Origin of the sequence: Candidatus Pelagibacter sp. Uisw_136, from assembly GCF_047720275.1 — a bacterium.
GTDB lineage: Bacteria > Pseudomonadota > Alphaproteobacteria > Pelagibacterales > Pelagibacteraceae > Pelagibacter.
Genome location: NZ_CP159812.1, coordinates 371,371 through 395,414, shown reverse-complemented (window position 1 = coordinate 395,414; position 24,044 = coordinate 371,371). Strand labels below are relative to the sequence as shown.

The following is a 24,044-nucleotide window of genomic DNA, read 5'->3' as shown; positions in this document are numbered from 1 at the left end:
ATTTTTAGTCTAACATTCTTATAGTTTTCAAATAACCAACTTGATTATCATAAGCTTGTTTTGCAAAATCACTTTTTTTAGATTCTACTTCCCAGATTTTTGCAGCCATAGCTCTCATTTTTTTTCTCTCACTAGCTGGCCAATCAATTATCGTTACACCATGATTATCAAGATCATCTTTTTCAGCTGGACCTCTTAACATAAGTTGTCTCATGTTTATTTGAGTTCCCATATCTCTAGCTGCCATTGTTAAGATTGCTTGAATATCCTTTGGTTGTGCGTTCCATTTCCCCTTATTTACCGTAAAAGATAAAACTGGCATTGAATGAAAATCAACAATAGCATATTTTGCAACCTTATGCAGACCTAAAGATTTGTTTGCAACATAATCAGATAAGTCAGCAGCATCTATAACACCTTTTTCAAGTGCACTATAAACTTCACCACCAGATAAATTAACCGGTGAAGCTCCCATAGCTTTTAACAATGAAGTTGCTGTTCCAGATGGAGCTCTCATTTTAACTCCTTTAAAATCAGCAATAGAATTGATTGGTTTTTTTGATGCAACAGACTCTATACCTGCATTCGGGCAGCCTACGAATTGTGCTCCAAATCCGTCATACATTTTTTGGAACAGTTCTTTTCCACCACCATATTCACACCAAGTTGCTGCTTCAAACCAGTTACTATAAGCACCAATTAAATCTGCTAATAAAGGCATTGCTGGATCTCTACCTGCAAAATAAGCTGGTGATGTTAAATCACCATCTATAATTCCCATTTTTACAGCTTCAAGTGTTTCATTCGGTGGTATAATTGCTTTTCCTGGAAATATTTCTAAAGTCAATCTTCCACCCAACATTACATTAACTCCATCTACCCAGTCAGACATAAATTGATAAACTGTATGTCCTGATGGTAAGTGAGCTTGGATTCGCCAGTTTTCAGCTGCTTTTACATTTACATTAAATGTAAACAAAAACAAACCAACTATTAATCCAATTTTTTTTATTACTTGTTTCATATTTTCTCCTTAGTTATTAATTTAAATACCCTATTAAATAATATTAGCTTTGACAAATGATAACGTAGTCAAATAAAAAAAAAAATCGGCTAAACAGTAGCTTTTAAGGCACATCTTCTTTTAATAAATTTTTTTAAAACTTTTAATTGAAAAATTTTTTTTATTTATTAATTTTTTGTTGTAAATTCTTTATTTATATTAGAAAAGGAAGTTATGATAAAATTTAATTTAACAAATAGAGTTGCGATTGTTACTGGTGGAGCCCAAGGTTTTGGCTTAGCCATTACAGAAAGATTTATTCAATCAGGTGCAAAAGTTATAATTTGGGACATAGATGAAGATGCTGCTAAAAAAGCAATTGCTAAAATTGGATCTGAAAATTTAAACTATCAAATTGTAGATGTAAGTAATTTTGAAAATATTAATAAAAGTTTAAAAGAAATTGAAAACCAACATGGTAAAATTGATATATTTGTAAATAATGCAGGTATTGCTGGAATGAATACCACTGTTGCAGAATATCCAGTTGAAGAATGGAACAAAGTAATAAACCTTAATCTTAATTCTGTATTTTATTGTTGTAAAGCAGTTGTGCCATTTATGATTAAAAATGATTATGGAAGAATAGTTAATATTGCATCTATTGCTGGCAAGGAAGGCAATCCAAATGCTAGTGCCTACAGCACATCTAAAGCAGGTGTCATCGGTTTAACAAAATCTCTAGGTAAAGAATTGGCTCTTAAGAATATTGCTGTTAATTGTGTAACTCCAGCTGCAGCAAAAACGAGAATATTTGACCAAATGACTGAAGAACACATCAACTACATGCTTTCTAAAATTCCAAGAAATAGATTTGCTAAGGTTGATGAATTAGCATCATTGGTTACTTGGTTATCTTCTGAAGAGAACTCATTTTCAACATCTGCCGTTTTTGATTTGAGTGGAGGAAGAGCTACTTACTAACTAATAAAAAAGATACCAAAAAGTAATTACGTTAACATAAATGATGATGAAATTATTAGATGCTCATCAACATTTAGTTTACTGTGATGCCGCTAGTTAGCATGAGATCTGGTCTTGCATTATTAAATCTACCTGACCAATATAGGTAATAATTTCTGGATTAGATCTTATTAATTTATTACATAGAAAAGTGTTAAGTTTTTAAGTAATAATTAATCAATGAAAAAAAAAATAACTATACAAGAGGTTGCTAAAAAAACTGGGTATTCAACTTCTACTATTTCACGATCCATTAGTAACCCAAGCGTTGTTTCTTCAAAGACTAGAGTTAAAATTGAAAAATTCATAAAAAAAACTGGCTATGTTCATAATTATTTAGCTGGTAGCCTAAAATCAGGTAAATCAGGATTTGTTATTGCGATAATTCCTACTCTGCGATTATCTATATTTTCAGATTATATTCATGGTATTAAGGAAAAATTAAGAGAAAATGGTTTTGAGCTATTAATAGGTGTTACAAATTATAACCTTAAAACAGAAGAAGAATTGGTTAGAAAATTTGTAAGCTATAAGCCTGAGGGTTTTATAGTTGTTGGAACGAAGCATACTGAAGCTACAACAAGATTATTATTAAATTCAAAATCACCTATAGTTGAAACATGGAATATTACTGATAAACCACTTGACTTAGTAGTGGGTTTTTCAAATTTTTCAGCGTGTCATCAAATTACTGACCATGTCATTAGTCTAAATTATAAAAATATAGCTTTTGCCACTCCTACAAATAAACATATGGAAAGTGAGCATAGATCAAAAAGAAGATTAAATGGTTTCATGTCAAGAATGAAAATAGCTAAATTAAAAACCACCATTTTTTATTACACAGAACCAATGAACCACAAATTATGTGGTAAGCAAATCTTCAATCAATTTAAAGAACATGGTTCAAAAATTGACTGTATTATTTGTGGGAGTGAAACTTCTGGAACAGGATTAATAAGTGAGCTTAACAGTAGGAAGTTTCAAATCCCTAAAAAATTAGGTATCGCAGCAGTTGGTAACTCAGACATTACATCACTTCTTCATCCTCAATTAACTACAATTGATTTTAAGGTTGAAGAAATTGGTATAATTGCTGCTAATAATTTAATTAATAAAATTAAAAATCAAAAAATAAAAAAAATACATGATATTGGTTTTGAGCTAATAATAGGAGCTAGCGCTGTAAATCAAAAAACTAACTGATTATTACTTACTTAGTAACAAACCTTTTAAAAACTTAATTATCAACACAAAAATATTAATTAAATAAGAATAACAATAAAAACTTAAAATGATATCGTTATCAAACTATTGACAAGATAAATTCAGATTGTTAAGATTATTGAATGAATAATAAATATAAAATATCTAAAATTAAAGTTTCTTTAGTCAAAACTCAAAGTGCAGGTGCAGATTACACCGATCATGCAAAAGGTCATTGGATAAATGATCGAATAATTGCAAACCCAATGTCAAAATATAAAGAATATCAAAATTCTCGATCTACATGGGGAATGGACGTGCTTAAAGGAATATTAATTCAAATATATACTGAAGATGGTCATGAAGGTTTTGCCACAGCTTATGGTGGATATATTTCTGCATGGATAATTAAAAATCATCTTGAGAGATTTCTAATTGGTGCGGATGCACGTAATTTTAGTTTACTTTATGATCAAATGTTTAGATCAACAATACCTTACTCAGGTCAAAATGGTGTAGTTATAAATGCAATAGCAGGAATTGACTTAGCCATGTGGGATTTAGTTGGTAAAATAAAAGATGAGCCTGTTTATAATTTAATTGGTGGTAAAGTCAGGGATAAATTACACACTTACGTAACTGGTGTTCAGCCCAAAATGTACAAGGAATGGGGACATTTTGGATCTAAGTATCCTTTACCTTATGGCCCAGGTGACGGTCCATCTGGATTAAAAAAAAATCAAGAAATTTTTATGGAATTAAGAAAGGAAGTTGGAAAAGATTATCCTTTAATGATCGATTGTTATATGGCACTAGACGTTCCATATGCAATAGACTTAGCAAACGCTTTAAGGGAAGTGGACATCTACTGGATAGAGGAAGTTTTACCTCCACATGATTTAGAGAGTCATAAATATATTAAAAAAGCTTGTCCATGGCAGAGATGGACTACTGGAGAACATACAAATACAAGATATGGGTTTAAAAAATTGCTCGAAGATAAATCAGTGGATATTATTCAGCCTGATGTAACATTGTGTGGTTTGTCTGAAGTAATCAAAATAATGAATATGGCATCAACATATGATGTTTCGGTAATACCACACTGTAGTGGTGTTTATGCTTATAATTTTGGAATAGCTTCACCAATGACACCTATAAGTGAATTTATTAATTTAAGTCCCAATGGTGATAAAGTTGTTCCAGTTTTTGGTAAAATGTTTACAGATGAGCCAGTTCCAAAAGATGGTTATATAAGCTTAAGTGACAAACCAGGTTTTGGAGTTACATTAAATAATGAGATTGAACTAGAGGAAGTAGTTTTCGATTAAAAAATTAAAGTGTCTAATGAACTGCTATACAAGCCAGGAATAGAGTTAATAAAACTTATTAAAAAAAAAGAAATTTCTCCAGTTGAGCTTACAGAGCTATCTCTTAAAAGAATTGAAGAAACAGAACCAAAAATAAATGCTTTTTTTACAATAATGCATGATCAAGCAATTGATAAAGCAAAAGAAATTGAAAAAAAGATATTAAATGGTGAGCAACTGGGTCTTCTTGGTGGTTTACCAACATCAATAAAAGATTTAGAGCCAGTAAAAGATGTACGAGTCACAAAAGGATCTTTAACAACAAGTAAAACAATTGCTGATAAAGACCAAATAATTGTCGAAAGAATAAAAAAGCAAGATGGTATCATTCTAGGTAAAACAAGTTGCCCAGAATTAGGTCATAGCACATCTAACGAGTCAAAAATAAAAGACCACTGTAAAAATCCATGGAATTTAGAAGTTACCTCTGGTGGATCTAGTGGTGGTGCTGCTGCATCAGTAGCTGTTGGAGTTAATACAGTTGCCCAAGGTTCTGATGGAGGAGGTTCTGTTAGAATCCCTGCATCTTTTTGTGGAGTGTTTGGTTTAATAGGAACACAAGGTAGAATACCAAGAAGGCATGCTGGTCTGATGAGTTGGCTTCCAGTAAATTATTCAAGAATAGGTCCTATAAGTTGGTTTGTTGAGGATAGTGCATTATTATTTGAAGTAATGTCAGGCCCACATCCTGAAAATGAATCTATGACAATTCAAGAAAAAGAATACTTCCTTAAAGATATAGAGGCTGGAATTAAGAATAAAAAAATAGCCTGGTCAAATGATTTCAATACAAGAGTTGTTGATCCTGAAATAAAAGAAATATTCAACAATAATTTAAAAATTTTTGAAAACTTAGGAGCAGAATTAGAAGAACTTAAATTTGATTTTGATCTAAATGATCTTGAACAACCATTTCATAAACATTTAATGCATACATTTTCTTTTTGTGTAAATGAAGAATTTTATAATATTGATCCAAAAAAATTAATGCCACATGTAAAAAATACAATTGAAAGAGGAAGGAAGGTAATGGCAAGTGATTATGCCAAAGCACTCGCTCAGTTAATGGAATATAGATCTAAAATGGATAAGATTTTTGATAAATATGATTATATTTTAAGTCCTACTGTGGCTATACCCCCACACAAATTTAATGAAAGACCAATCATTAATAATGGTAAAATAGAAATATTAGATATTACGGATGATCAAATGTTTAATAATAACAATTATGACTACTCTTCTTGGATATTTGTCTTGGCTCAATTCACTGCTCCATTTAATTGGAGCGGAAATCCAGCTGTTTCATTGCCGTGTGGGTTTACTAAATCTGGATTACCAGTAGGATTACAACTAGCAGGAAAGAAAAAATCTGAGCTAAGCTTATTACAAGCCTCAAAAGCATTTGAAAACATTAACCCGTGGCAACAAAATAGACCAAAAATATGAGTTTAAGTAAATCAGAAATAAGATTTTACAAAAAAAATGGTTATTTAGTAAAAAATAAACTTATTTCTTTAAAAGAAATTAACAACATTAACAAATTAATTAAAAAAATTTTAACCAAAGAAGAAAAGGGAAAAACTAAAATTAAAAATTTAGGTGGATCTTACGATAACAATTTTGTTTATAATTCAAATTCGTCTAAAAACAGAGAAATTCTCAGACTAAATAACCCTACTTACTATCATAGGTTATTTTATAATTTATCTAGAAATAAAAAAATAATAAAAATAATTAAGATTTTGTTAGGAGGATCAGTAAGATTTCACCATTGTAAGCTTAATTTTAAATTACCCTCTAGTAAAGGTGGTGAGGTTAGCTGGCATCAAGACTGGGCTTTCTACCCTCATACAAATGATGATTTAGTTACTGTAGGAATTTATTTAGAAGATTGTTATGAGGAAAATGGTCCACTCCAGGTATTGCCAGGCTCACATAAAAATAAAATATTTAATCATCATAATAATCAAAAAGAATTTATAGGAAAAATATCTCAAAAAATTAATCTAAAATCTAAAAAATCTCTAATAGGACTTGCGGGAACAGTTACTTTTCATCATGTTAGAATGGTTCATGGCTCAGGTTTAAACTTAACAAAAAATAAAAGACCTTTGATATTGTTTGGATATAATAACACTGATGCGTGGCCATTAACAGTTGATGCCTCTGTAAACCCAAATAAAAATTTTAAAAAATATAATGATTGTATTATAGATGGAAAAATACAATTAACACCTAGATTTGAAAAAATTCCAATAAAAATTCCTTTACCAAAAAAAAGTGTTTCAATTTACCAACTACAAAAAAAATGAAGATGAGAAAAAAAATTAAGGGTATCGCTCCTATGATTTATAGTTTTTTCAATAAAGAGAATAAAATTGATACTAAATTAATTATTGAGCAGGTAAATATGGTTAATTCTATGGGTGTTCATGGAATAGCATGCTTAGGATTAGGGACTGAAGTAAACAAACTTAGTTTTAAAGAAAAAGTTAATATTATTAGGATTGTTTCAAAATTTAAGAAAAAAAATATGTATTTGGCCATAACAATAAGTGGTGAAAAATACTCTGATCAATTAAAACTTATTAAAGTAGCAAATGCACATCATGCTGATTGGTTGATACTTCAGCCACCATCAGGCAAAAAACTAACTGAAGTAGAATGTTATAATTTTTTTGAAAAGATTATTAATAAAGTAAATGACAAGATCTTTGTTGGAATTCAAAACGCTCCTGAGTATTTAAAATCCTCATTATCAACAAAAAGTGTTTTAAAATTATATAAACAGTTTGAAAACTTTAGGATCATAAAAGGTGAAGGAAGTGCGAAGGTTTTAAAAAAAATAATAACAGAATACCCTAGTGATTTAAAAGTATTTAATGGAAGATGTGGTTTAGAAATTATTGATAGTTTAAAGGCTGGATGTGAGGGAATAATGCCTTCCGTAGAATTTTCAGACCATTTACTTAATATTTATAAACTCTATAAATCTAAAAACAATAAACTTGCTTATAAAAAATATAATGAAATTAAACCTTTTATAAAATTTGTTATTAAGGATATTCCTACATTCATATGTTATGGAAAAAGAATTTACTCTTATAGACTTGGGCTGAAAAAAATTTATGACAGAAAACCAAATCTCTCTCCTAGCAAATATGGAATAAAAAAATCAAAATTTATTTCTAAAAAATTAGGATACTATTAATTTTTTTTTTTAAATAATGGAAAAAGTAAAGCAATTATTGCTAAAGTAAAAAAAGTTAACGCTATTGGTCTTGTTAAAAACATTAACCAATTACCATCAAATATTACCAAAGATTGTCTTAAAGTTCCTTCAACTAGTTCACCTAAAATTAATCCTATAATAACAGGAACTACTGAAAAACCATATCTTCTCATAAAAAAACCGATAACACCAAAAAATAACATTATCCAAACATCTGTAATAGATTGACTTAAAGAGTAGGTTCCACAAACTGAAAGTGTAAAAATCATTGGCCATAAAATCTTGTTTGGTACCAGGGTAATTCTCGCAAAAAGTTTAGCTCCAAAAAAACCAAAAATAAAAAATAATATATTTGCAATCAACATTGATCCAAAAATTCCATATAAAAATTCTGGTTGTTCTCTAAATAATTCTGGGCCTGGTCTTACTCCATGAATTATTAAACCTGTTAAGATTACTGCAGTTGTTGCACTACCGGGAATTCCCAATGCTAATGTCGGGACCATTGCCCCTCCAGTTGCAGCATTATTTGCAGCCTCTGCTCCAGCAATTCCTTCTATGGATCCCTTTCCAAATTCTTCTGGGGTTTTTGACCAACGTTTAGCTTCTGAATATCCAATTAAAGAAGCAACTGTTCCCCCTTCTGCAGGAAGCACACCAATAAATGAACCTATACCCGAAGACCTAAGAATTGTTTTCCAAGTTAACTTATAATCTTTTAACGATGGTAATTTTACAGCTTTTAAAGCAACTCTTTTAAATACTTGATCTAACATAGTTGACTGAGTTAACATTTCGCTAATTGCAAATAACCCAACTACTACGGGGATAAAACCAATACCTTCTGACAATTCATTTATACCATATGTAAATCTATCTATTGAAGTCATAAAATCTTTTCCAACAGTTGAAATCAAAATACCAAATGCTGCTGCAATCAAATTTTTAACTGGGCTACCTTCACCAATTGATGCAAGCATAGTTAAGCCAAATATTGCTAGAGCAAAATATTCTGGTTGTCCAAATTCATAAGCAAGTTTTGCTAGCAAAGGTGCAAAGAAGACAAGAATAATAACACTAAAAATTCCTCCAATTGTACTAGAAACAGTTGCCATACCTAATGCCCTTCCCGCTTCTCCTTTTTGTGCTAATGGATATCCATCAAGACATGTTGCAGCGGCGGCAGGTGTTCCTGGTGTATTAATTAATATTGCAGTAATTGCTCCACCATATGTTCCTGCACAATAAATTGCTGTCAAAAGTACAATTGCTGAAAGTGGATCAAGTGTCATTGTAAAAGGTAAAATTAATGCGCCACCAGTTGTCGGACCCAACCCAGGCAATACTCCTAAAATTAATCCAAATAAAGTTCCAAAAAATAAAACTATTAATAGCTTAGAGCTAAATAGAGGAGCCATCATATAAGATAAATTTTCCATATTAATTATAATAAATATTTGTAATTATTCCTGGTGGAAATCTTAAGCCTAAAAATATTTCAAAAAATATAAATACAATTATTGGAAATAATATACTTACAATTAAAAGGTAAATTATTCTTTTTTCTCCCCAATAATAAGAAACTAAAGCTGAAAAGAAAGCAATGGCTAAGAAAAAATCTAATGTTTTTGCAGTGACTAAAAATAAAACAAAAGCTATCAGTGTGATAAAAAATGATTTAGGTAATTTACTTTCTTTTTTCCAGGGTGTTTTAATTGATAAATAAAAAACAACCGCTGTTAAAAAAATTATTAAGACTAATAATGCTTTAGGAAATGTGGCAGGCTGAATACCTCTATTTAAAATTGGTGGAACTGCATCAAATGTGAATGTTGTTATTAATAAAATTAATGAAATTAATATTATTATAAAAGATACTTTAAAAGAACTTTTTAAAAAAAAGGGCAAACTACTTATGTTCGCCCTTTTTTTCTTTAGTACATTATTCATATCAAAAAATGTACTACTTTTGATTAATTAAGGTAACCTAAAGCTTTTAATTGAGCAGTCATTTCTTTAAGCATTTCTTCCATTTGCTTACCCCACTCATCAGCACCAACTACACTAGTGTCATCAAGACCAATTTCAGTTAAGAAATTTTTGTAATAGTTATGCCCCATAGCTTTCATCATTCCAGCTTCAAGCTCTTTAACTCTTGCAGCAGGAGCACCTTTTTTAGTTACAAATCCTCTAACAGTAGATAAAGAAACTGGTATTCCCAACTCTTTAGCTGTTGGAGAATCCCCAATTTTAGCCATTCTTTCGTTTGCAAGAACTACAGAAACACACAATGTTCCCTCGTTAATCTCTGTTAATGCTTCACCTAAATTTAAAACACCCACATCAATATCTCCTTTGATTAAGTTTGTTTTAATTGGTGCAACACCTTTGTATGCAACGATTGTAGGATCTTTTAATCCACCTTTTTTTGTAAAAGCAATTGCACTTACATCATCAATTCCACCTGTATGAGTTGTTCCATACTTAAGTGATTTTGATTTTTGAACACTAATAAACTTTTTAGCGTCTTTAATGTCAGCTTTACAGTTAACAACAAATAATTGAGGATCATCAGTTCCTCTAGCTAGAGGTTGCATATCACTTAATTTAACTTTTGTTTTACCTAACGCCATAGAAACAGCATGACCCGTAGTCCAAGTTAAAGTGTGTTGACCATCAGCAGGTAAGCTCATCATGTAGTCCATAGAAACAGCACCACCACCACCCTTTTTGTTAACTAATTGCATATCTTGCTTAAGAACTCTTCTTGCTCTTAAAAGCATCATTCTAGTAGTTACATCAGTACCACCACCAAAACCTGCATGAGTAATTGCTTGAATAGCACCATCAGCTTTTGCTGATGTAGTAACTAAAGGTAATGCAATCACAAAAAATTCAGCTACTACAAAAGCAGTAACTAAAAAAGCTTTAAATGTTTTTTTCATTATTTTCCTCTCGTTTGTTATTATGTAATATTTGTAATATAAATATTACCTAATTAAAAAACTACTGCAAAAAATATTTAAGTTCAATAAATAATGATGAAATATAAAAAAAAAATTGCTTTACTTCTAGGTGATCCGTCGGGTATAGGGCCCGAATTAGTCAGTAAACTATTATCAGAAGAAATTATTAATAAAGCAAATATTGTTGTTATAGGTGAAATAAATATTCTTGAAAAAGGAAATAAAATTTCAGGAAAATCACATAATTTAAAAGTTGTAGAAAATTTCGATCAAATTAATTTTGAAAGTGGAGATAAATTTTTCCTAGATATTTCTAATGGTAAAAATCATAACTATAAATTATCTGAATGCTCAAAAGAATCTGGTGAAAGTGTTTTGGGCGCTTTAAATATAGCACTAGATTTAGCAAAAGAAAATAAAATTGATGCAATCAACTTCGGTCCCTTTAATAAAACAAGTTTAAAACTAGGTGGCAACAAATTCTCTGATGAACTTCATTTAATGGCTGAAAAATTAGAAGTAAAAAAATTTTTTTGTGAATTTAATGTTGTAGATAATTTTTGGACTGCCCGTGTCACTTCCCACATACCCATTAGTGAGGTTCCTTCACACATTAAAAAAGAGAAAATTATAAAACCAATTAAATTAATTAACGAAGCAATGATACTTAATGGGGTAAAAAATCCTAGGGTTGCCGTTCAGGCTCTTAACCCGCATGCAGAATTCGGAACTGAAGAAAAAGATGAAATTATTCCAGCTATTGAGTTGGCTAAAAGTTTGGGCATTAATGCTGATGGCCCACTACCCTGTGATACGTCTTTTATTACTGCTTTTAAAAACAAGAACCATGATTGTATTGTTGGTATGTATCATGATGCACTACAATCAGGCCTAAAAGCATTTGGTTTTGATAGAGGTGTTACTGTTCAAGGGGGGCTACCAGTTCCAATAACAACTCCAGCACATGGTACTGCTTTTGATATTGCTGGACAAAATAAAGCTAATTTAGAACCTACTTTAAATTCTTTTAAAATTGCGTTAAGAATGGCTGAAAATAAATAAAATGATATCGTTATCAAATTTATTGACACGATAAATTTAGATTGTTATAATTTCCAAATAGCTGAAAATGAGTAAAATTAAAAATATTAAAACTACTGTTTATCAATGGAAAGGTAAAACTGTACCTCCTCAAGGTAATTTTTGTACTAACGCTTCTGATTTGTTGTATGAAAAATCAGATTCTATGGGATCTTTTAGATTTCATGAATGGTTGGTATGTGAAATTGAAACAGAAGATGGGACCATAGGAATTGGTAATGCCGCATTAGCCCCTCAAGTAACTAAAAAAACAATTGATACTTATTTAAAACCCTTAGTAATTGGAGAAAGTCCATTTGATTATAATTATATTTGGGAAAAAATGTATAGAAGAACTCATGCCTGGGGAAGAAAAGGAATTGGTATGGTTGCAATTTCAGCTATTGATATTGCAATTTGGGATTTAATTGGAAAACTTTTAAAACAACCTGTTTTTAAATTGTTAGGTGGTAGAACTAAAGAAAAAATACCTGTTTATGCCTCTAAACTTTATAGCCAACCATTAAAAGACTTGCAGAAGGAAGCTGAGCTTTACAAGTCTCAGGGCTTTACAATGTTTAAAATGAGATTTGGTTGGGGACCAAAAGATGGTGCCGAGGGAATGAGAAAAAATATTGAATTAGTTGAAGCAGTTCGTGAGGTTATTGGTGAAGATACAGATCTTATGATGGACTGTTATATGGGTTGGAATTTAGATTATACAAAAAGAATGATACCGCGATTAATAAAGTTCAATCCAAGATGGTTAGAAGAGCCAGTTTTGGCTGACGATATTCATGGTTATGCTGAATTAAATAATATGAATGCTATTCCAATTTCAGGTGGCGAACATGAATTCAGTTTAATGGGATTTAGACAGTTATTAGATTTAAAAGCGGTAAGTTATATACAATATGACACGAATAGAGTTGGTGGCATAACAGCAGCTAATAAAATTAATGCTTTAGCTGAAGCTTATCAAGTTCCGGTAATACCTCACGCAGGTCAAATGCACAATTATCACTTAACTATGTCAAATTTAAACTGCCCACTATCAGAATTTTTTCCAGTTCATGATGTTGAAGTTGGAAATGAATTATTTTATTATATTTTTGATGGTGATCCTGCACCTAAAAATGGATTTATAGATTTAGATGATAACAAACCAGGATTAGGTTTAACTCTTACAGATAAATATAAATCTGACTTTAACATAATAGAATAATTAATTGGCGCTTGACGCCTGCCACAAATTAATTCCACCGTCTTTTGCTTTTTTATTAATTAATGATAATTCTTTTTTTGAAAAATTTAAATTTTTCAAACTTTCCACATTTTCTTTTAATTGTTTTAAATTTCTTACACCAATTAAAGCTGAGGTTACTGCTTTATTGTTTAATGTCCATGCAAGGGCCATTTGAGATAATGATTGGCCTCTTTTTTTTGCAATTGAATTTAATTCATTAATCATTTTAATATTTTTTTTTGTTATTAAACTTTTGTCTAATGATGTGATTTTTTGATTTGCTCTAGAGATTTTTGGTATACCTTTTAGATATTTTTCAGAAAGCATTCCTTGAGCTAAAGGAGAAAATGCAATGCAACCCATTCCTTTTTTTAAAAGTGTTTTGGTTAAGTCTTTTTCAATCCATCTGTTTATTAGTGAATATGATGGTTGATGAATTAGAATTTTTATATTTCTTGATTTTAAAATTTCAAACATTTGATTAGTTTTTTTTGAAGAATAAGAGGAAACACCTATGTATTGAGCTTTTCCAGATCTATAAATACTTTCGAGTGCATCTGCAGTTTCTTCAAGTGGCGTATTAGGGTCAAATCTATGTGAATAGAAAATATCAAAATAATCTACGCACATTCTTTTTAGACTTTGGTCGCAACTTGCAATTATATGTTTTTTAGATCCCCATTCTCCGTAAGGGCCTTCCCACATATCATACCCAGCTTTTGAAGAAATGATAAGCTCATCTCTATACTTCTTTAGATCACCTTTCATCACTTTACCAAAGTTTGTCTCTGCGCTTCCGTATGGTGGTCCATAATTATTTGCTAAGTCAAAATGAGTAATTCCTAAATCAAAGGCTTTAAATAAAACTTTTTTAGATTCTGGATTAATAGTTTTTCCACCAAAATTATGCCAAAGACCTAAGCTGATTAATGGTAGTTTAAGACCACTGTTTCCACAGTTTCTGTATTTCATTTTCTTGTATCTACTTGATGATGCTAAATAAGTCATTAATAACTCTCCACTTCTTCTATGGTTGGCATAGCATTTGCAGCACCTACTTTTGTAGTTGAAATACCACCAACCTTGTTAGCAAAAACTAATGCATCTTTATAACTATACTCTTTTGACAAAGCGACACTTAGGGCGCCATTAAAAGCATCACCTGCGCCTGTTGTATCCACAACATCGCTTTTTAATTTAAGCGCATCTATAAAATAACTTTCTTTAGAATTTGCAAAGTAAACCCCTTTTGAACCAAGAGTTATAATAATATTTTTAACTCCTTTGTCTAAAAATTCATTCCCTGCATCTTTAATGTCTTGGTCAGATTCAATTTTTTTATTAAGGTAAAATTCTGTTTCAGTTTCATTGGGTGTAAAAAAATCTATTAACAAAAAATCTTCTTTGTTTATTGATCTTGCTGGTGCAGGATTAAGTATTGTTACGCATCCCTCTTCCTTTGCTTTTTGTAAAGCATACATAGTAGTTCCTTGAGGGGTTTCTAATTGTGTTAAAAATATTTTAGACTTTTTTATAATTTCTAAATTTTTATTAATATCTTCTTTTTCTAAATGGCCTGCAGCACCAGACACTATATTAATTGCATTATGACCATTTTCATCAATCATGATTGCAGCTACACCAGTTGAAAGATTAGGGTCTTGTATTACACCATCGATATTAACACCTGACTGTGAATATAAATCAAGTGCCATAGTTGCATTGCTATCTTTTCCTAATTTGGTAATAAAATTTACTTTGCCATTTAATCTTGCTGCTGCAATTGCTTGATTTGACCCTTTACCACCAGGCCCTACTATATGCTTGCTACCTAAAATTGTCTGACCTCTTGCAGGAATGCTTTTACCAAAAAAACATAGATCGGCTACAAATACTCCAAAAATACATATTGAGCTCATTACTTATCAAGAACCCAAACATTGCCATCTGGTTTAATAACTCCTTTTGTCATAACAAAACAACCAAAAGGTCTAGCATCTGTTGTTGTAACTATTGTATATGCAGTTTTTGCTTCTTTATAAAAATCTTGTCTTTCAATTGAACCAACTGACCAATTGGGTCCTGAAATTTCTTTAACCACTTTAATAAATTCCTTATGAGTTTCTGTTAATTCATTAGGATTGTCATCAACTTCCATTCTATTGGCTGCAGTTCCTCCTTGAGATACAATAAAACCATCTAAAGGAAATACAGAAAGGATTGCTTTTGCAGCATCTTTAATATTTACACCATCTAATCTTATGACATTTTTATTCATAGAGTTTGCAGGAAAATTTGCATCTGCTAACACTAATTTATCTCCATGACCCATAGTACGAAGTGTAAATAGAAGTTCAGGACTGAGAGTGGGATCAATTTTTATTAACATTAGAATATTATATTACATAAAAAAAAAGGGTGGAATAAAAATTCCACCCTTTAATCTTAAAATTTAACCTAAAGACTATTTAAAGTCGTTAGCATTTTCTGTAGTAACTAATTGAGTTCCAGTATCGATATTTGCATCGATTTTTTCACCATTAGCTAATGCAAGTGCGTATTTAACACCGTAAGCACCCATGTTGTATGAAAACTGAGCAATTGTTGCAGTCATGTCACCAGCTAAAATACTTTTAGCAGCGTCAGGAGTTGCATCAAAACCAACTACTGTAACACCTTTCATTCCAGCATCTTTAAGGGCTTGAATCGCACCTAACGCCATATTGTCGTTAGATCCAAAGATTGCTTTAATGTTAGGGTTTTTTACAAGAATAGATTCTGTAACTGATCTTGCTTTTGCAGTATCCCATTCAGCAGTTTGCGTTGCTACAAGGTTTAAACCACAGTCTTTAAATCCTTTAATCGCACCATCTCTTCTAAGAAGAGCAGTTGATTGAGATTCAATACCAGTTAATATTGCAACATCAGAACCTTTTGCAGTTTTATCACAAATAAATTTAGCAGCTAATTCTGCACCATTTTTATTATTTGTTCCAATAAATGTTACACCTTTATTAATTCCTTGAGTATCAACAAATACAACCGGAACTCCACTTTTGATAGCGTCATCAACGATTGGAGCAAAAGCATTAGGGTCGGCAGGAGCAAGTGCTATTGCATCAACTCCTTTTGCAATTTGATCTTCTAGTTGGTTAATTTGTGCTTGAACATCACCTTCTTGAGGTGGTGCAACAAGAACTAATTTAACACCTAATTTTTTTGCCTCTTCTTTAGCGCCTTTTTCAACAGAAGCCCAAAAAGGGTTTCCAGATCCAGGACCTTTAATACTAAACAAAATAGTTTTCTCAGCAGAAGAACTTACAGCTGTTATGTTTAGCAAAAGAAATACTGATGCAACTAAAGCACCAATTTTTTTAATCATTTTATTCATTATTTATTCCTCTTGTTATTTTTAATTAAATTTAAAAAAACTAGTGAATAATATTTATTGAGTTAAAACAACTTATTTTTAATCTTAAGTTTCAAAAAATATTTCTATAAAAATGTAAAAAGTATTGTTAAAAATTATAAATCAACTTTTACGTGTATTAAGTTAATTTAGTTATTTTCTAGTTCCTAAGTCTTTTCTTAAAACATCAATATAAACTGCAAAAACAATAATGGTTCCTATTAATACTTGTTGCCAAAAAGAACTAACATCCATTAAATTTAATCCGTTTCTCAAAATACCCATAATCATCACACCAACAAAAACACCGAGCACTGTTCCTCTTCCTCCAAAAAAACTTGCACCTCCTATAATGCATGCTGCAATAGCATCTAGTTCAGCATTTAGTCCAGCATTTGGATATCCTGAGTCTGCTCTACCTGCTAAAATTAAAGCCCCAAATCCAGCTAGCAATCCGCATAATGAATATACAATTACTAAAATCTTATTAACATTTATTCCAGCAGCTCTTGCTGCATTTGGATTTCCTCCAATTGCATAAATCCATTTTCCAGTTCTAGTATGGTTCAAAAATGCCCACATTGAAAAGAAAACAACAGCAATTAAGATCACGCTAACAGGAAGATATTGAGACTCTTCTAATCCCAACCAGGTTAAATCAATTCTCCCATTTCCAAGAAATCTTACCTCCTCGGTAAATCCACTAATTGGAACACCTCCTGAAATAAGGTTTCCTGTACCTCTAAATATATAAAGTGTGCCTAAAGTCATTATAAAGGGATGAGGCATGCGGAGAATTGTAATTCCAAAGCCATTGACCATTCCACATAATGCACCCATTATTATCGGAATTGTAATAACGATATACCAAGCAGCACCTGCTTTTGAAGTTATTGCTAAAACCATAAGAGATAACATCATTATAGAACCAACAGATAAATCAATACCAGCAGTAACAATTACTATAAAAACTCCTAGAGCCAACATTGATTGCCAGGAAATTTGTTTAAAAACGTTTGTTATATTTCTCCAAGATAGAAATACGTCAGGCTGTAAAAAATGAAGAGCTGTTATCATTAAAAAAAGTAGTAATAAAATTCCATATTTATCAAAATAAGGAATAGCTCTTAAAAAAAAATTTTGTTTTTTAACTTCTTTGTTTTCCATAATTTATTTTTTTCCCATAATCCAACCAATAACTTCATCTCTAGAAGTTTTTGATAATTCAGACTCAGCAAAATTAGTTCCTTGAAAAAGAGCCATTACTCTATCGCAGACTGCAAAAATATCATCCATTCTATGGCTAATAATAATTACACTTACACCCATTTTTTTTAAGCTATTAATAAGATCTAGAACTTTTCCAACTTCTTTGATTGCTAAAGCTGCTGTAGGCTCGTCCATGATTACTAATTTAGAGTTGAATGCAGTGGCTCTAGCTATTGCAATTGCTTGTCTTTGACCTCCTGACAGTTCTTCGACTTTTTGATCAGCACTTTTTACATGAATTTTTAATTTATCTAAGTGAGCTTCTGACATTACTTTAATCTTTTTGTAATCAAGCAATTTTAAAAAACCAAAATTTTTAGTGGGTTCACGACCAAGGAAAATATTTTCTCCAATAGGTAAATTTCCTGCTAAAGCAAGATCTTGATAAACCATCTCAAGTCCTAAATTTTGAGAGTCCCTCGGGCTTTCAAGTACCTCTTCGTTACCATTAAAATATAAGGCTCCTTTACTTGGTTTATAAAGACCAGATAAAACTTTCATGAAAGTGGATTTTCCAGCGCCGTTATCACCAACAACACCCAAACACTCTCCTTCTTTAATGGTTAAATTAACATCTTCTAATGCTGTGATAGTTCCAAAGTATTTACTTACACCTTTTGCTTCTAGAATTATTTTATTTGAAAAAGACATTGCTGCAACATAAAAAGAAAATTAATTAATTGCAACAGGTTTTGATCTAATCAACTTTACAGTTTCTCTTTCTGCTCTTTTACACAGTCTTGGTGGTAAGTTTTTTGAAATTAACCTCATGTCTTCTAAGACAATTTCACCCATTTCTGTAAAGGTATCCTTTAATGCTCCAGCACGATGTGCTGAAAATAAAAAATTTTTTACTTTTCTTATTGGGTCATTTTTTTTAACTGGTTCTTCAGGAAACACATCTGTTGCCACATAGATATCACCTTTTTTAACTCTTCTAATCAGGTCATCAAAATTAACAACAGCCGCCCTACTCATCAAAATAAATAGTGAATTTGATTTCAATTGATTTAGAAGTCTTTTATCAATTAGTGATTGATTGTTTTTCGTAATTGCTGCCAATACATAAATTACATCACAAGTTTTAAACATATTATCTAATGAAATTGTATTAAACCCATCATCCTTAATAGTTTTGCTAGGAACCCAGGGGTCATATACGTTAATATCTTTTGAAAAAGGGGTCAGCAAAGGTGTTAATGCTTTTGCTAAGTCTCCATAACCCAAAAGACCAATTTTTTTATCACTTAATAAAGAGGATTTTAAATTTCCGTCTAAGCCATATTTTTCAATTTTATTAAGAAAGTCTTTATGAGAATTGTGAATATTTCTTAATAAAGACAATGTTAACCCTAAAGCTAGCTCAGCCACAGGTTTAGAAAATACAGGAGATGTTGCAATTACATGAATTCCTTTTTCAAAACAATACTCGTAGTCAATATTATCCATAAAATTACTTTCAACATTAATTACTGCTTTAAGTTTTTTTGCTTTTGATAAAAGAGATTTATCTAGATTGGGTTGGCCGATTATAAATGTAGCTCTATGAATATTTTCTTTGTAAAATTTATCTTTATTTTTTTTAGGTGCTACAAGTAGGTTGTATTTTAATTTTAATTCCTTCAGTTTTTTTTTTGTAAAAATTAATTCTAATGATCGTGGTGCTGGGTCTGAAATAACTAATAATTTAGACATATTTTTAAATATTATTTCTTTAAAATTTTTTTAATTTCTTGATCAGTCAATCTTTTAGGTTTTTTACATTTTGTTTTTATTTTTTGTGTGATTTCAGTAACAGATGCTTTCATCATTGAGTCAATTATATCTAACACGTGTAGCGAAAGCTCACCATTGCATTTATGAATTTTTTTATTTTCTATGCAATATGCCATTTCAGCTAAACCAGCACCTCGATAGTTAGCGTTTGTTGCAGACTCATTTGCTCTCGAACTTTGTGATCTAATATTAATTTTTCCTAAGGGTTTCTTACTAGTCTTATATTCGGTCCAAGGATCACCTAATTTTTTACAAACATAAACTGAACCACCAAACATATTTGGATCTGGCACAATCATTGAACCTTTATCTCCATATAATTCAATATGGTTTCTTTGGTGAGCTATAACATCAAACGAAAGGGTTAATCTAATTACCGTTCCATTTTCAAAAGTAATTGTTGATAAATATGTTGTAGGACATTCAACTTTAAAAGTTTTATTTTTTCTAGGACCTATTCCAATAGTTCTTCTATTAATTCCCTTAACAATGCTACCTGACACTTTTTTTGCAGGGCCCAATAAATTTACTAAAGCTGTTAGGTAATAAGGACCCATATCTATTGCAGGACCACCTTCTTTTTTTGCAAACCATGGTTCAGGATTAGGATGATATGATTGAACTCCCGGAAAAGCAAAAATTGCATTTCCAAAATTAATTTTTCCAATAATTTTTTTATCAACTAATTCTTTTGATTTCTGAATACCACCACCTAAAAATGTGTCGGGTGCATTACCAATATAAAGTTTTTTCTTCTTTGCTAGTTTTAAAAGATCTTTTCCATCTTCAAAATTGATCGCTAGTGGTTTCTCCGAATAAACATGTTTTCCATTAATTAAGGCTTGCTTTGCTACTTGATAGTGTGCTTTTGGAATTGTTAGATTAAGAATAATTTCTATCTCACTATCTTTTAATAACTCTTTTACTGTTAATGCCTCTATCTTAAAGTTTTTGGCACATTTTAATGCATTATTATGGTTAATATCTGCACATTTAATAATTTTGATATTATTAAAGTATTTTTCAGCTCTAAAATAAGTTTCTGAAATATGTCCACAGCCAATTAAGCCGACTTTAAATATTTTATTCATAGAGAATTATACGCCTTGTCTTTGCTTATTCTTTCCTTCTTTATGAAGTTTTAAAGCTTCTTTATTCTCTTCTGTGGTTGGAATTTCTAATGTTGGGCTATCCCAAAAAGCTGAACCTTCTAACCATTGGTAAGCATGTGTTTTAATTGAAATTACATACGTTACATCAGATTTTTTTGCTCTTTTAAAAGCTTCTTCTAGATCCGAGATTGAGCTCACCTCTTCTGATTTAGCCCCCATACTTGCGGCATGCTTGGCAAAATCAACACCAACTAAACCAGGAGTATTTGAGCTTTTAAGTAAATTATTAAATTCTTTTCCACCTTTGAATAATTGAAGTCTATTAATGACAGCAAAGCCACCGTTGTCACAAACGATTATAATAAGTTTATTCTTAGTGATAACTGAAGAATATATATCTGAATTATTTAATAAATATGAACCGTCTCCAATAAATGAAATTACTTCTTTATGTGGGTTTGCCATTTTAATACCTAGGGCGCCTGATATTTCATAACTCATACAACTAAAGCCCCACTCTGTTTCATGAGTATTTAACTCTCTTGGTCTCCACACTTGGATAACTTCTCCAACTAACCCTCCAGCTGCAGTAACCGCAATATCTGATGGATCAGAATTTCTATATACAGCACCAACAACTTGAACATAGCTAGGTACCTCCTGATTTGTTGGGGCACTTTCTTTGTCTACATGTTCATTCCAAGATTTAAGTTCAGCTTGAGATTTTTTATTCCATTCCTCACTTGCTTTCCACTCACCTAAAGCTTGAGATAATTCATCTAATGAAACCTTGGCATCTCCCACAACTGCTTGAGCCAAATGTTTATTTGCATCAAATCTTGAAACATTAATTGAGACAAGTTTAAAGTTTTCATTTTCAAAGTTAGTCCACGAGCCTGTTGTAAAATCTGCAAGTTTAGTTCCAACTGCAATTGCAAGATCAGTTTGTTTAGCTAATGAATTAGTATTTTTTCCACCTAGAGCACCTATTTGTCCAGCATAGTGTGAATGATCTCTCTTCATTGTAGAATATCCCATTACAGTTTGAGTTACTGGAATATTATGTTTAATAGCAAATTTACTTAGCTCTTCCATTGCATCAGAATAAAAAACTCCACCACCAGAAATAATTATTGGATTTTTTGATGATCTAATTTTTTCTGCTGCTTCTTTAATTTGAAATTCATCTGGTCTAGGTCTTCTTATTGCGTGAACTTTTTCTTTGAAAAAGTCTTCTGGATAATCAAAAGTTTGTCCTTGAATATCCTGGCTTAAAGATATGCAGGCTGGTCCACAATCTGCTGGATCTAACATGGTTTGAATGGCATTTGGAAATGATTGGATTATTTGTTCTGGTCTTGTAATTCTATCAAAATATCTAGTTACAGGTTTAAATGCATCATTTGCAGTAATTCCTGGGTTATTAAAATTTTCTACTTGTTGTAAAACTGGATCTGGCATTCTATTTGCGAAAGTATCGCCTGGTAAAAATAAAATTGGTAATCTGTTGCTCATTGCAACTGCTGCAGCTGTAACCATATTTGTTGCCCCTGGTCCGACCGATGCTGTTGCTACAAAAATTTGTTGTCTTCTTTTTGCCCTAGCATAGCCAATACCTGTTAAAGCCATGTTTTGTTCATGGTGACCTCTATATGTTGGTAATTCTTTTTGATTTTCTTCTAAGGCTTGACCTAAGCAGGCTACATTTCCATGTCCAAAAATTCCAAATACACCTGGGAACAAAGGTTCTTTTTTACCATCAATTAATATTTTTTGAGCAATTAAGTATTTAACTATTGCGTGTGCACATGTCAGAGTAATTTTTTTCATTTTAATTTATTTGTTTGTATATATAAGTGAACTTATAAAATAATTAACCACACTAAGTAAACCTTAAAAAAATTATGTATAATAAATTTGGACAATTCATCGATGGAAAATGGCAAGCATCATCAAATAATGAAACTTACGACGTAATAAATCCTGCTACAGAAGAAGTAATAGGCAAGGCATCTAAAGCAAGTCGTGAAGATGTTCAAAAAGCTCTAAAGTCTGCTGAAAAAGGTTTGAAGATTTGGAGAGATACCTCTCCTTGGAAAAGATCTTATATTATTAGAAAAATTGCAGACAAAATGAGGGAGAAACAGGATGTTTTAGCTAAATGGATGACTTTAGAAGTTGGAAAACCATTAGCAGAAGGAATTGGAGAAGTTGGTGGTGCAGCAGATATATTTGAATGGAATGCTGAAGAGACAAAAAGAATTTATGGGCAAACTGTAGAAAGTAGATTTCCAGACACAAGGGTACATGTTTACTACCAACCAGTTGGGGTTGTGGCAGCATTAATACCATGGAATTTCCCATTAGTTTTAGCTTCAAGAAAAATTTCAACAGCACTTGCTGCAGGATGTTCTGTAATTTGCAAACCAGATGTAATTACACCGGGGACAGTAATGGAGTTAGTTAATATTTGTAAAGAAGCTGGTGTTCCAGATGGAGTGGTTAATCTTTTATCAGGTGATCCTGCGGAAATTTCTGAACAATTGCTAGAATCTGATATTGTTAAAAAAGTTTCGATTACAGGCTCAACAAGAGTTGGTAAGATTATTTTAAAAAAAGCAGCTGATAAAGTTCAAAGAGTTACTATGGAATTGAGTGGTCACTCTCCATTCATAGTTTTTGAAGATTCTGATATAGATAAAGTAGCTGATATGGCAGTGACAGCAAAATTTCGAAATAATGGACAAGTTTGTATTGCACCTAATAGATTCTACATTCAAGAAAGTAAGAAGGAAGAGTTTATTAATAAATTTATTGAAAGAACTAAAAAACTTAAAATTGGAAATGGAATGGATGAAGGTGTTCAGCTTGGACCATTAACAACTGATAAAAGATTGGCTGAGATTGAACAACTAGTTGAAACTACAAAGAATGAAGGTGCAGAAGTTTTATTAGGAGGCAAAAGACCTGCAGGCTTTAATAAAGGGTATTTTTATGAGCCTACTGTTTTTGATGGTATCAAAGATGACTTTACAATAATGAAACAAGAACCTTTTGGTCCATTAGTTCCAATGCTATCTTTTAAAACGTTTGATGAAGTTATTGAAAGAGCAAATAATAATGATCTTGGTTTATGTAGTTATATTTATACAAATTCAATGGAGCAAGCTCATAGAGCTTCCGAATTAATAGAGTCAGGATGTGTTGCAGTTAATACAGCGGCTGTTGCAGTTGCAGAAGCACCTTTTGGTGGAATTAAACAAACAGGCTATGGTCGTGAAGGTGGATCAATGGCAATTAAAGATTATCTAAATGTTAAATATACTCACATGGGCATCAAAGGTTAATT

General features: G+C 31.3%; 22 protein-coding genes. 9 read left to right on the top strand and 13 right to left on the bottom strand.

What is annotated here, in order from left to right; genetic code table 11:
* Positions 1-4 precede the first annotated feature (4 nt).
* Positions 5-1,024 carry a TRAP transporter substrate-binding protein gene (locus ABXT53_RS02015; protein ID WP_415291001.1) on the bottom strand — a complete coding sequence of 340 codons (1,020 nt, stop codon included), beginning with the start codon at positions 1,022-1,024 and terminating at the stop codon, positions 5-7.
* Positions 1,025-1,237: 213 nt separating this feature from the next.
* Between ABXT53_RS02015 and ABXT53_RS02010 the strand changes: the two genes are divergently transcribed.
* From ABXT53_RS02010 to ABXT53_RS01985, 6 genes are all read left to right on the top strand, one after another.
* Positions 1,238-1,987: an SDR family NAD(P)-dependent oxidoreductase gene (locus ABXT53_RS02010; RefSeq protein WP_415291000.1), complete on the top strand. Its 750-nt coding sequence runs from the start codon at positions 1,238-1,240 to the stop codon at positions 1,985-1,987.
* A gap of 219 nt (positions 1,988-2,206) precedes the next feature.
* Positions 2,207-3,232, top strand: coding sequence for a LacI family DNA-binding transcriptional regulator (locus ABXT53_RS02005; RefSeq protein WP_415290999.1), 1,026 nt, complete (start codon positions 2,207-2,209; stop codon positions 3,230-3,232).
* Positions 3,233-3,375: 143 nt separating this feature from the next.
* Complete coding sequence (rhmD, locus tag ABXT53_RS02000) at positions 3,376-4,563, top strand: L-rhamnonate dehydratase (RefSeq protein ID WP_415290998.1); 1,188 nt, start codon at positions 3,376-3,378, stop codon at positions 4,561-4,563.
* A gap of 9 nt (positions 4,564-4,572) precedes the next feature.
* The gene (locus tag ABXT53_RS01995; protein WP_415290997.1) at positions 4,573-6,051 is read left to right on the top strand and encodes an amidase; all 1,479 of its coding nucleotides are present in this window, start codon (positions 4,573-4,575) and stop codon (positions 6,049-6,051) included.
* On the top strand, positions 6,048-6,917 hold the full coding sequence (locus ABXT53_RS01990) for a phytanoyl-CoA dioxygenase family protein (protein ID WP_415290996.1): 870 nt from the start codon (positions 6,048-6,050) through the stop codon (positions 6,915-6,917). The genes ABXT53_RS01995 and ABXT53_RS01990 overlap by 4 nt, the downstream gene beginning before the upstream one ends.
* A 2-nt stretch (positions 6,918-6,919) precedes the next feature.
* A complete protein-coding gene (locus tag ABXT53_RS01985) occupies positions 6,920-7,816 on the top strand; it encodes a dihydrodipicolinate synthase family protein (RefSeq protein WP_415290995.1) in 897 nt (298 codons plus the stop codon).
* Here ABXT53_RS01985 and ABXT53_RS01980 read toward each other — a convergent pair.
* From ABXT53_RS01980 to ABXT53_RS01970, 3 genes are read right to left on the bottom strand one after another with little or no spacing between them, the layout of a single operon-like run.
* Positions 7,813-9,276, bottom strand: coding sequence for a tripartite tricarboxylate transporter permease (locus tag ABXT53_RS01980; protein WP_415290994.1), 1,464 nt, complete (start codon positions 9,274-9,276; stop codon positions 7,813-7,815). The genes ABXT53_RS01985 and ABXT53_RS01980 overlap by 4 nt on opposite strands.
* Position 9,277: 1 nt before the next feature.
* Positions 9,278-9,787, bottom strand: coding sequence for a tripartite tricarboxylate transporter TctB family protein (locus ABXT53_RS01975; RefSeq protein ID WP_415290993.1), 510 nt, complete (start codon positions 9,785-9,787; stop codon positions 9,278-9,280).
* A 23-nt stretch (positions 9,788-9,810) separates the two neighbouring features.
* On the bottom strand, positions 9,811-10,782 hold the full coding sequence (locus tag ABXT53_RS01970) for a Bug family tripartite tricarboxylate transporter substrate binding protein (protein WP_415290992.1): 972 nt from the start codon (positions 10,780-10,782) through the stop codon (positions 9,811-9,813).
* Positions 10,783-10,878: 96 nt separating this feature from the next.
* Here ABXT53_RS01970 and ABXT53_RS01965 point away from each other — a divergent pair, with 96 nt between their 5' ends.
* Complete coding sequence (locus ABXT53_RS01965) at positions 10,879-11,865, top strand: 4-hydroxythreonine-4-phosphate dehydrogenase PdxA (RefSeq protein ID WP_415290991.1); 987 nt, start codon at positions 10,879-10,881, stop codon at positions 11,863-11,865.
* Between the two features lie 67 nt (positions 11,866-11,932).
* On the top strand, positions 11,933-13,108 hold the full coding sequence (locus tag ABXT53_RS01960; RefSeq protein WP_415290990.1) for an L-rhamnonate dehydratase: 1,176 nt from the start codon (positions 11,933-11,935) through the stop codon (positions 13,106-13,108).
* Here the strand turns inward: ABXT53_RS01960 and mgrA are convergent, their stop codons facing one another.
* From mgrA to iolD, 9 genes are all read right to left on the bottom strand, one after another.
* On the bottom strand, positions 13,109-14,137 hold the full coding sequence (gene mgrA / locus ABXT53_RS01955; RefSeq protein WP_415290989.1) for an L-glyceraldehyde 3-phosphate reductase: 1,029 nt from the start codon (positions 14,135-14,137) through the stop codon (positions 13,109-13,111).
* Positions 14,137-15,048 carry a ribokinase gene (gene rbsK, locus ABXT53_RS01950; RefSeq protein ID WP_415290988.1) on the bottom strand — a complete coding sequence of 304 codons (912 nt, stop codon included), beginning with the start codon at positions 15,046-15,048 and terminating at the stop codon, positions 14,137-14,139. Before rbsK ends, mgrA begins: the two co-directional genes overlap by 1 nt.
* Complete coding sequence (locus ABXT53_RS01945; RefSeq protein WP_415290987.1) at positions 15,048-15,518, bottom strand: RbsD/FucU family protein; 471 nt, start codon at positions 15,516-15,518, stop codon at positions 15,048-15,050. The genes rbsK and ABXT53_RS01945 overlap by 1 nt, the downstream gene beginning before the upstream one ends.
* 75 nt (positions 15,519-15,593) lie before the next feature.
* Entirely contained in the window at positions 15,594-16,520 is a 927-nt protein-coding gene (locus ABXT53_RS01940; protein ID WP_415290986.1) for a sugar ABC transporter substrate-binding protein, read from the bottom strand.
* Positions 16,521-16,691: 171 nt separating this feature from the next.
* The gene (locus ABXT53_RS01935) at positions 16,692-17,705 is read right to left on the bottom strand and encodes an ABC transporter permease (RefSeq protein WP_415290985.1); all 1,014 of its coding nucleotides are present in this window, start codon (positions 17,703-17,705) and stop codon (positions 16,692-16,694) included.
* A 3-nt stretch (positions 17,706-17,708) separates the two neighbouring features.
* Positions 17,709-18,458 carry an ATP-binding cassette domain-containing protein gene (locus ABXT53_RS01930; RefSeq protein ID WP_415290984.1) on the bottom strand — a complete coding sequence of 250 codons (750 nt, stop codon included), beginning with the start codon at positions 18,456-18,458 and terminating at the stop codon, positions 17,709-17,711.
* A gap of 21 nt (positions 18,459-18,479) precedes the next feature.
* The gene (locus ABXT53_RS01925; protein WP_415290983.1) at positions 18,480-19,502 is read right to left on the bottom strand and encodes an NAD(P)-dependent oxidoreductase; all 1,023 of its coding nucleotides are present in this window, start codon (positions 19,500-19,502) and stop codon (positions 18,480-18,482) included.
* Between the two features lie 11 nt (positions 19,503-19,513).
* Positions 19,514-20,674 (bottom strand): Gfo/Idh/MocA family protein, encoded by a 1,161-nt coding sequence (locus ABXT53_RS01920; protein WP_415290982.1) that lies wholly within the window; start codon positions 20,672-20,674, stop codon positions 19,514-19,516.
* Between the two features lie 6 nt (positions 20,675-20,680).
* Entirely contained in the window at positions 20,681-22,525 is a 1,845-nt protein-coding gene (gene iolD / locus ABXT53_RS01915; RefSeq protein ID WP_415290981.1) for a 3D-(3,5/4)-trihydroxycyclohexane-1,2-dione acylhydrolase (decyclizing), read from the bottom strand.
* 74 nt (positions 22,526-22,599) lie between these two features.
* Between iolD and ABXT53_RS01910 the strand changes: the two genes are divergently transcribed.
* Positions 22,600-24,042: an NAD-dependent succinate-semialdehyde dehydrogenase gene (locus ABXT53_RS01910; RefSeq protein ID WP_415290980.1), complete on the top strand. Its 1,443-nt coding sequence runs from the start codon at positions 22,600-22,602 to the stop codon at positions 24,040-24,042.
* The last annotated feature ends 2 nt before the right edge of the window (positions 24,043-24,044 follow it).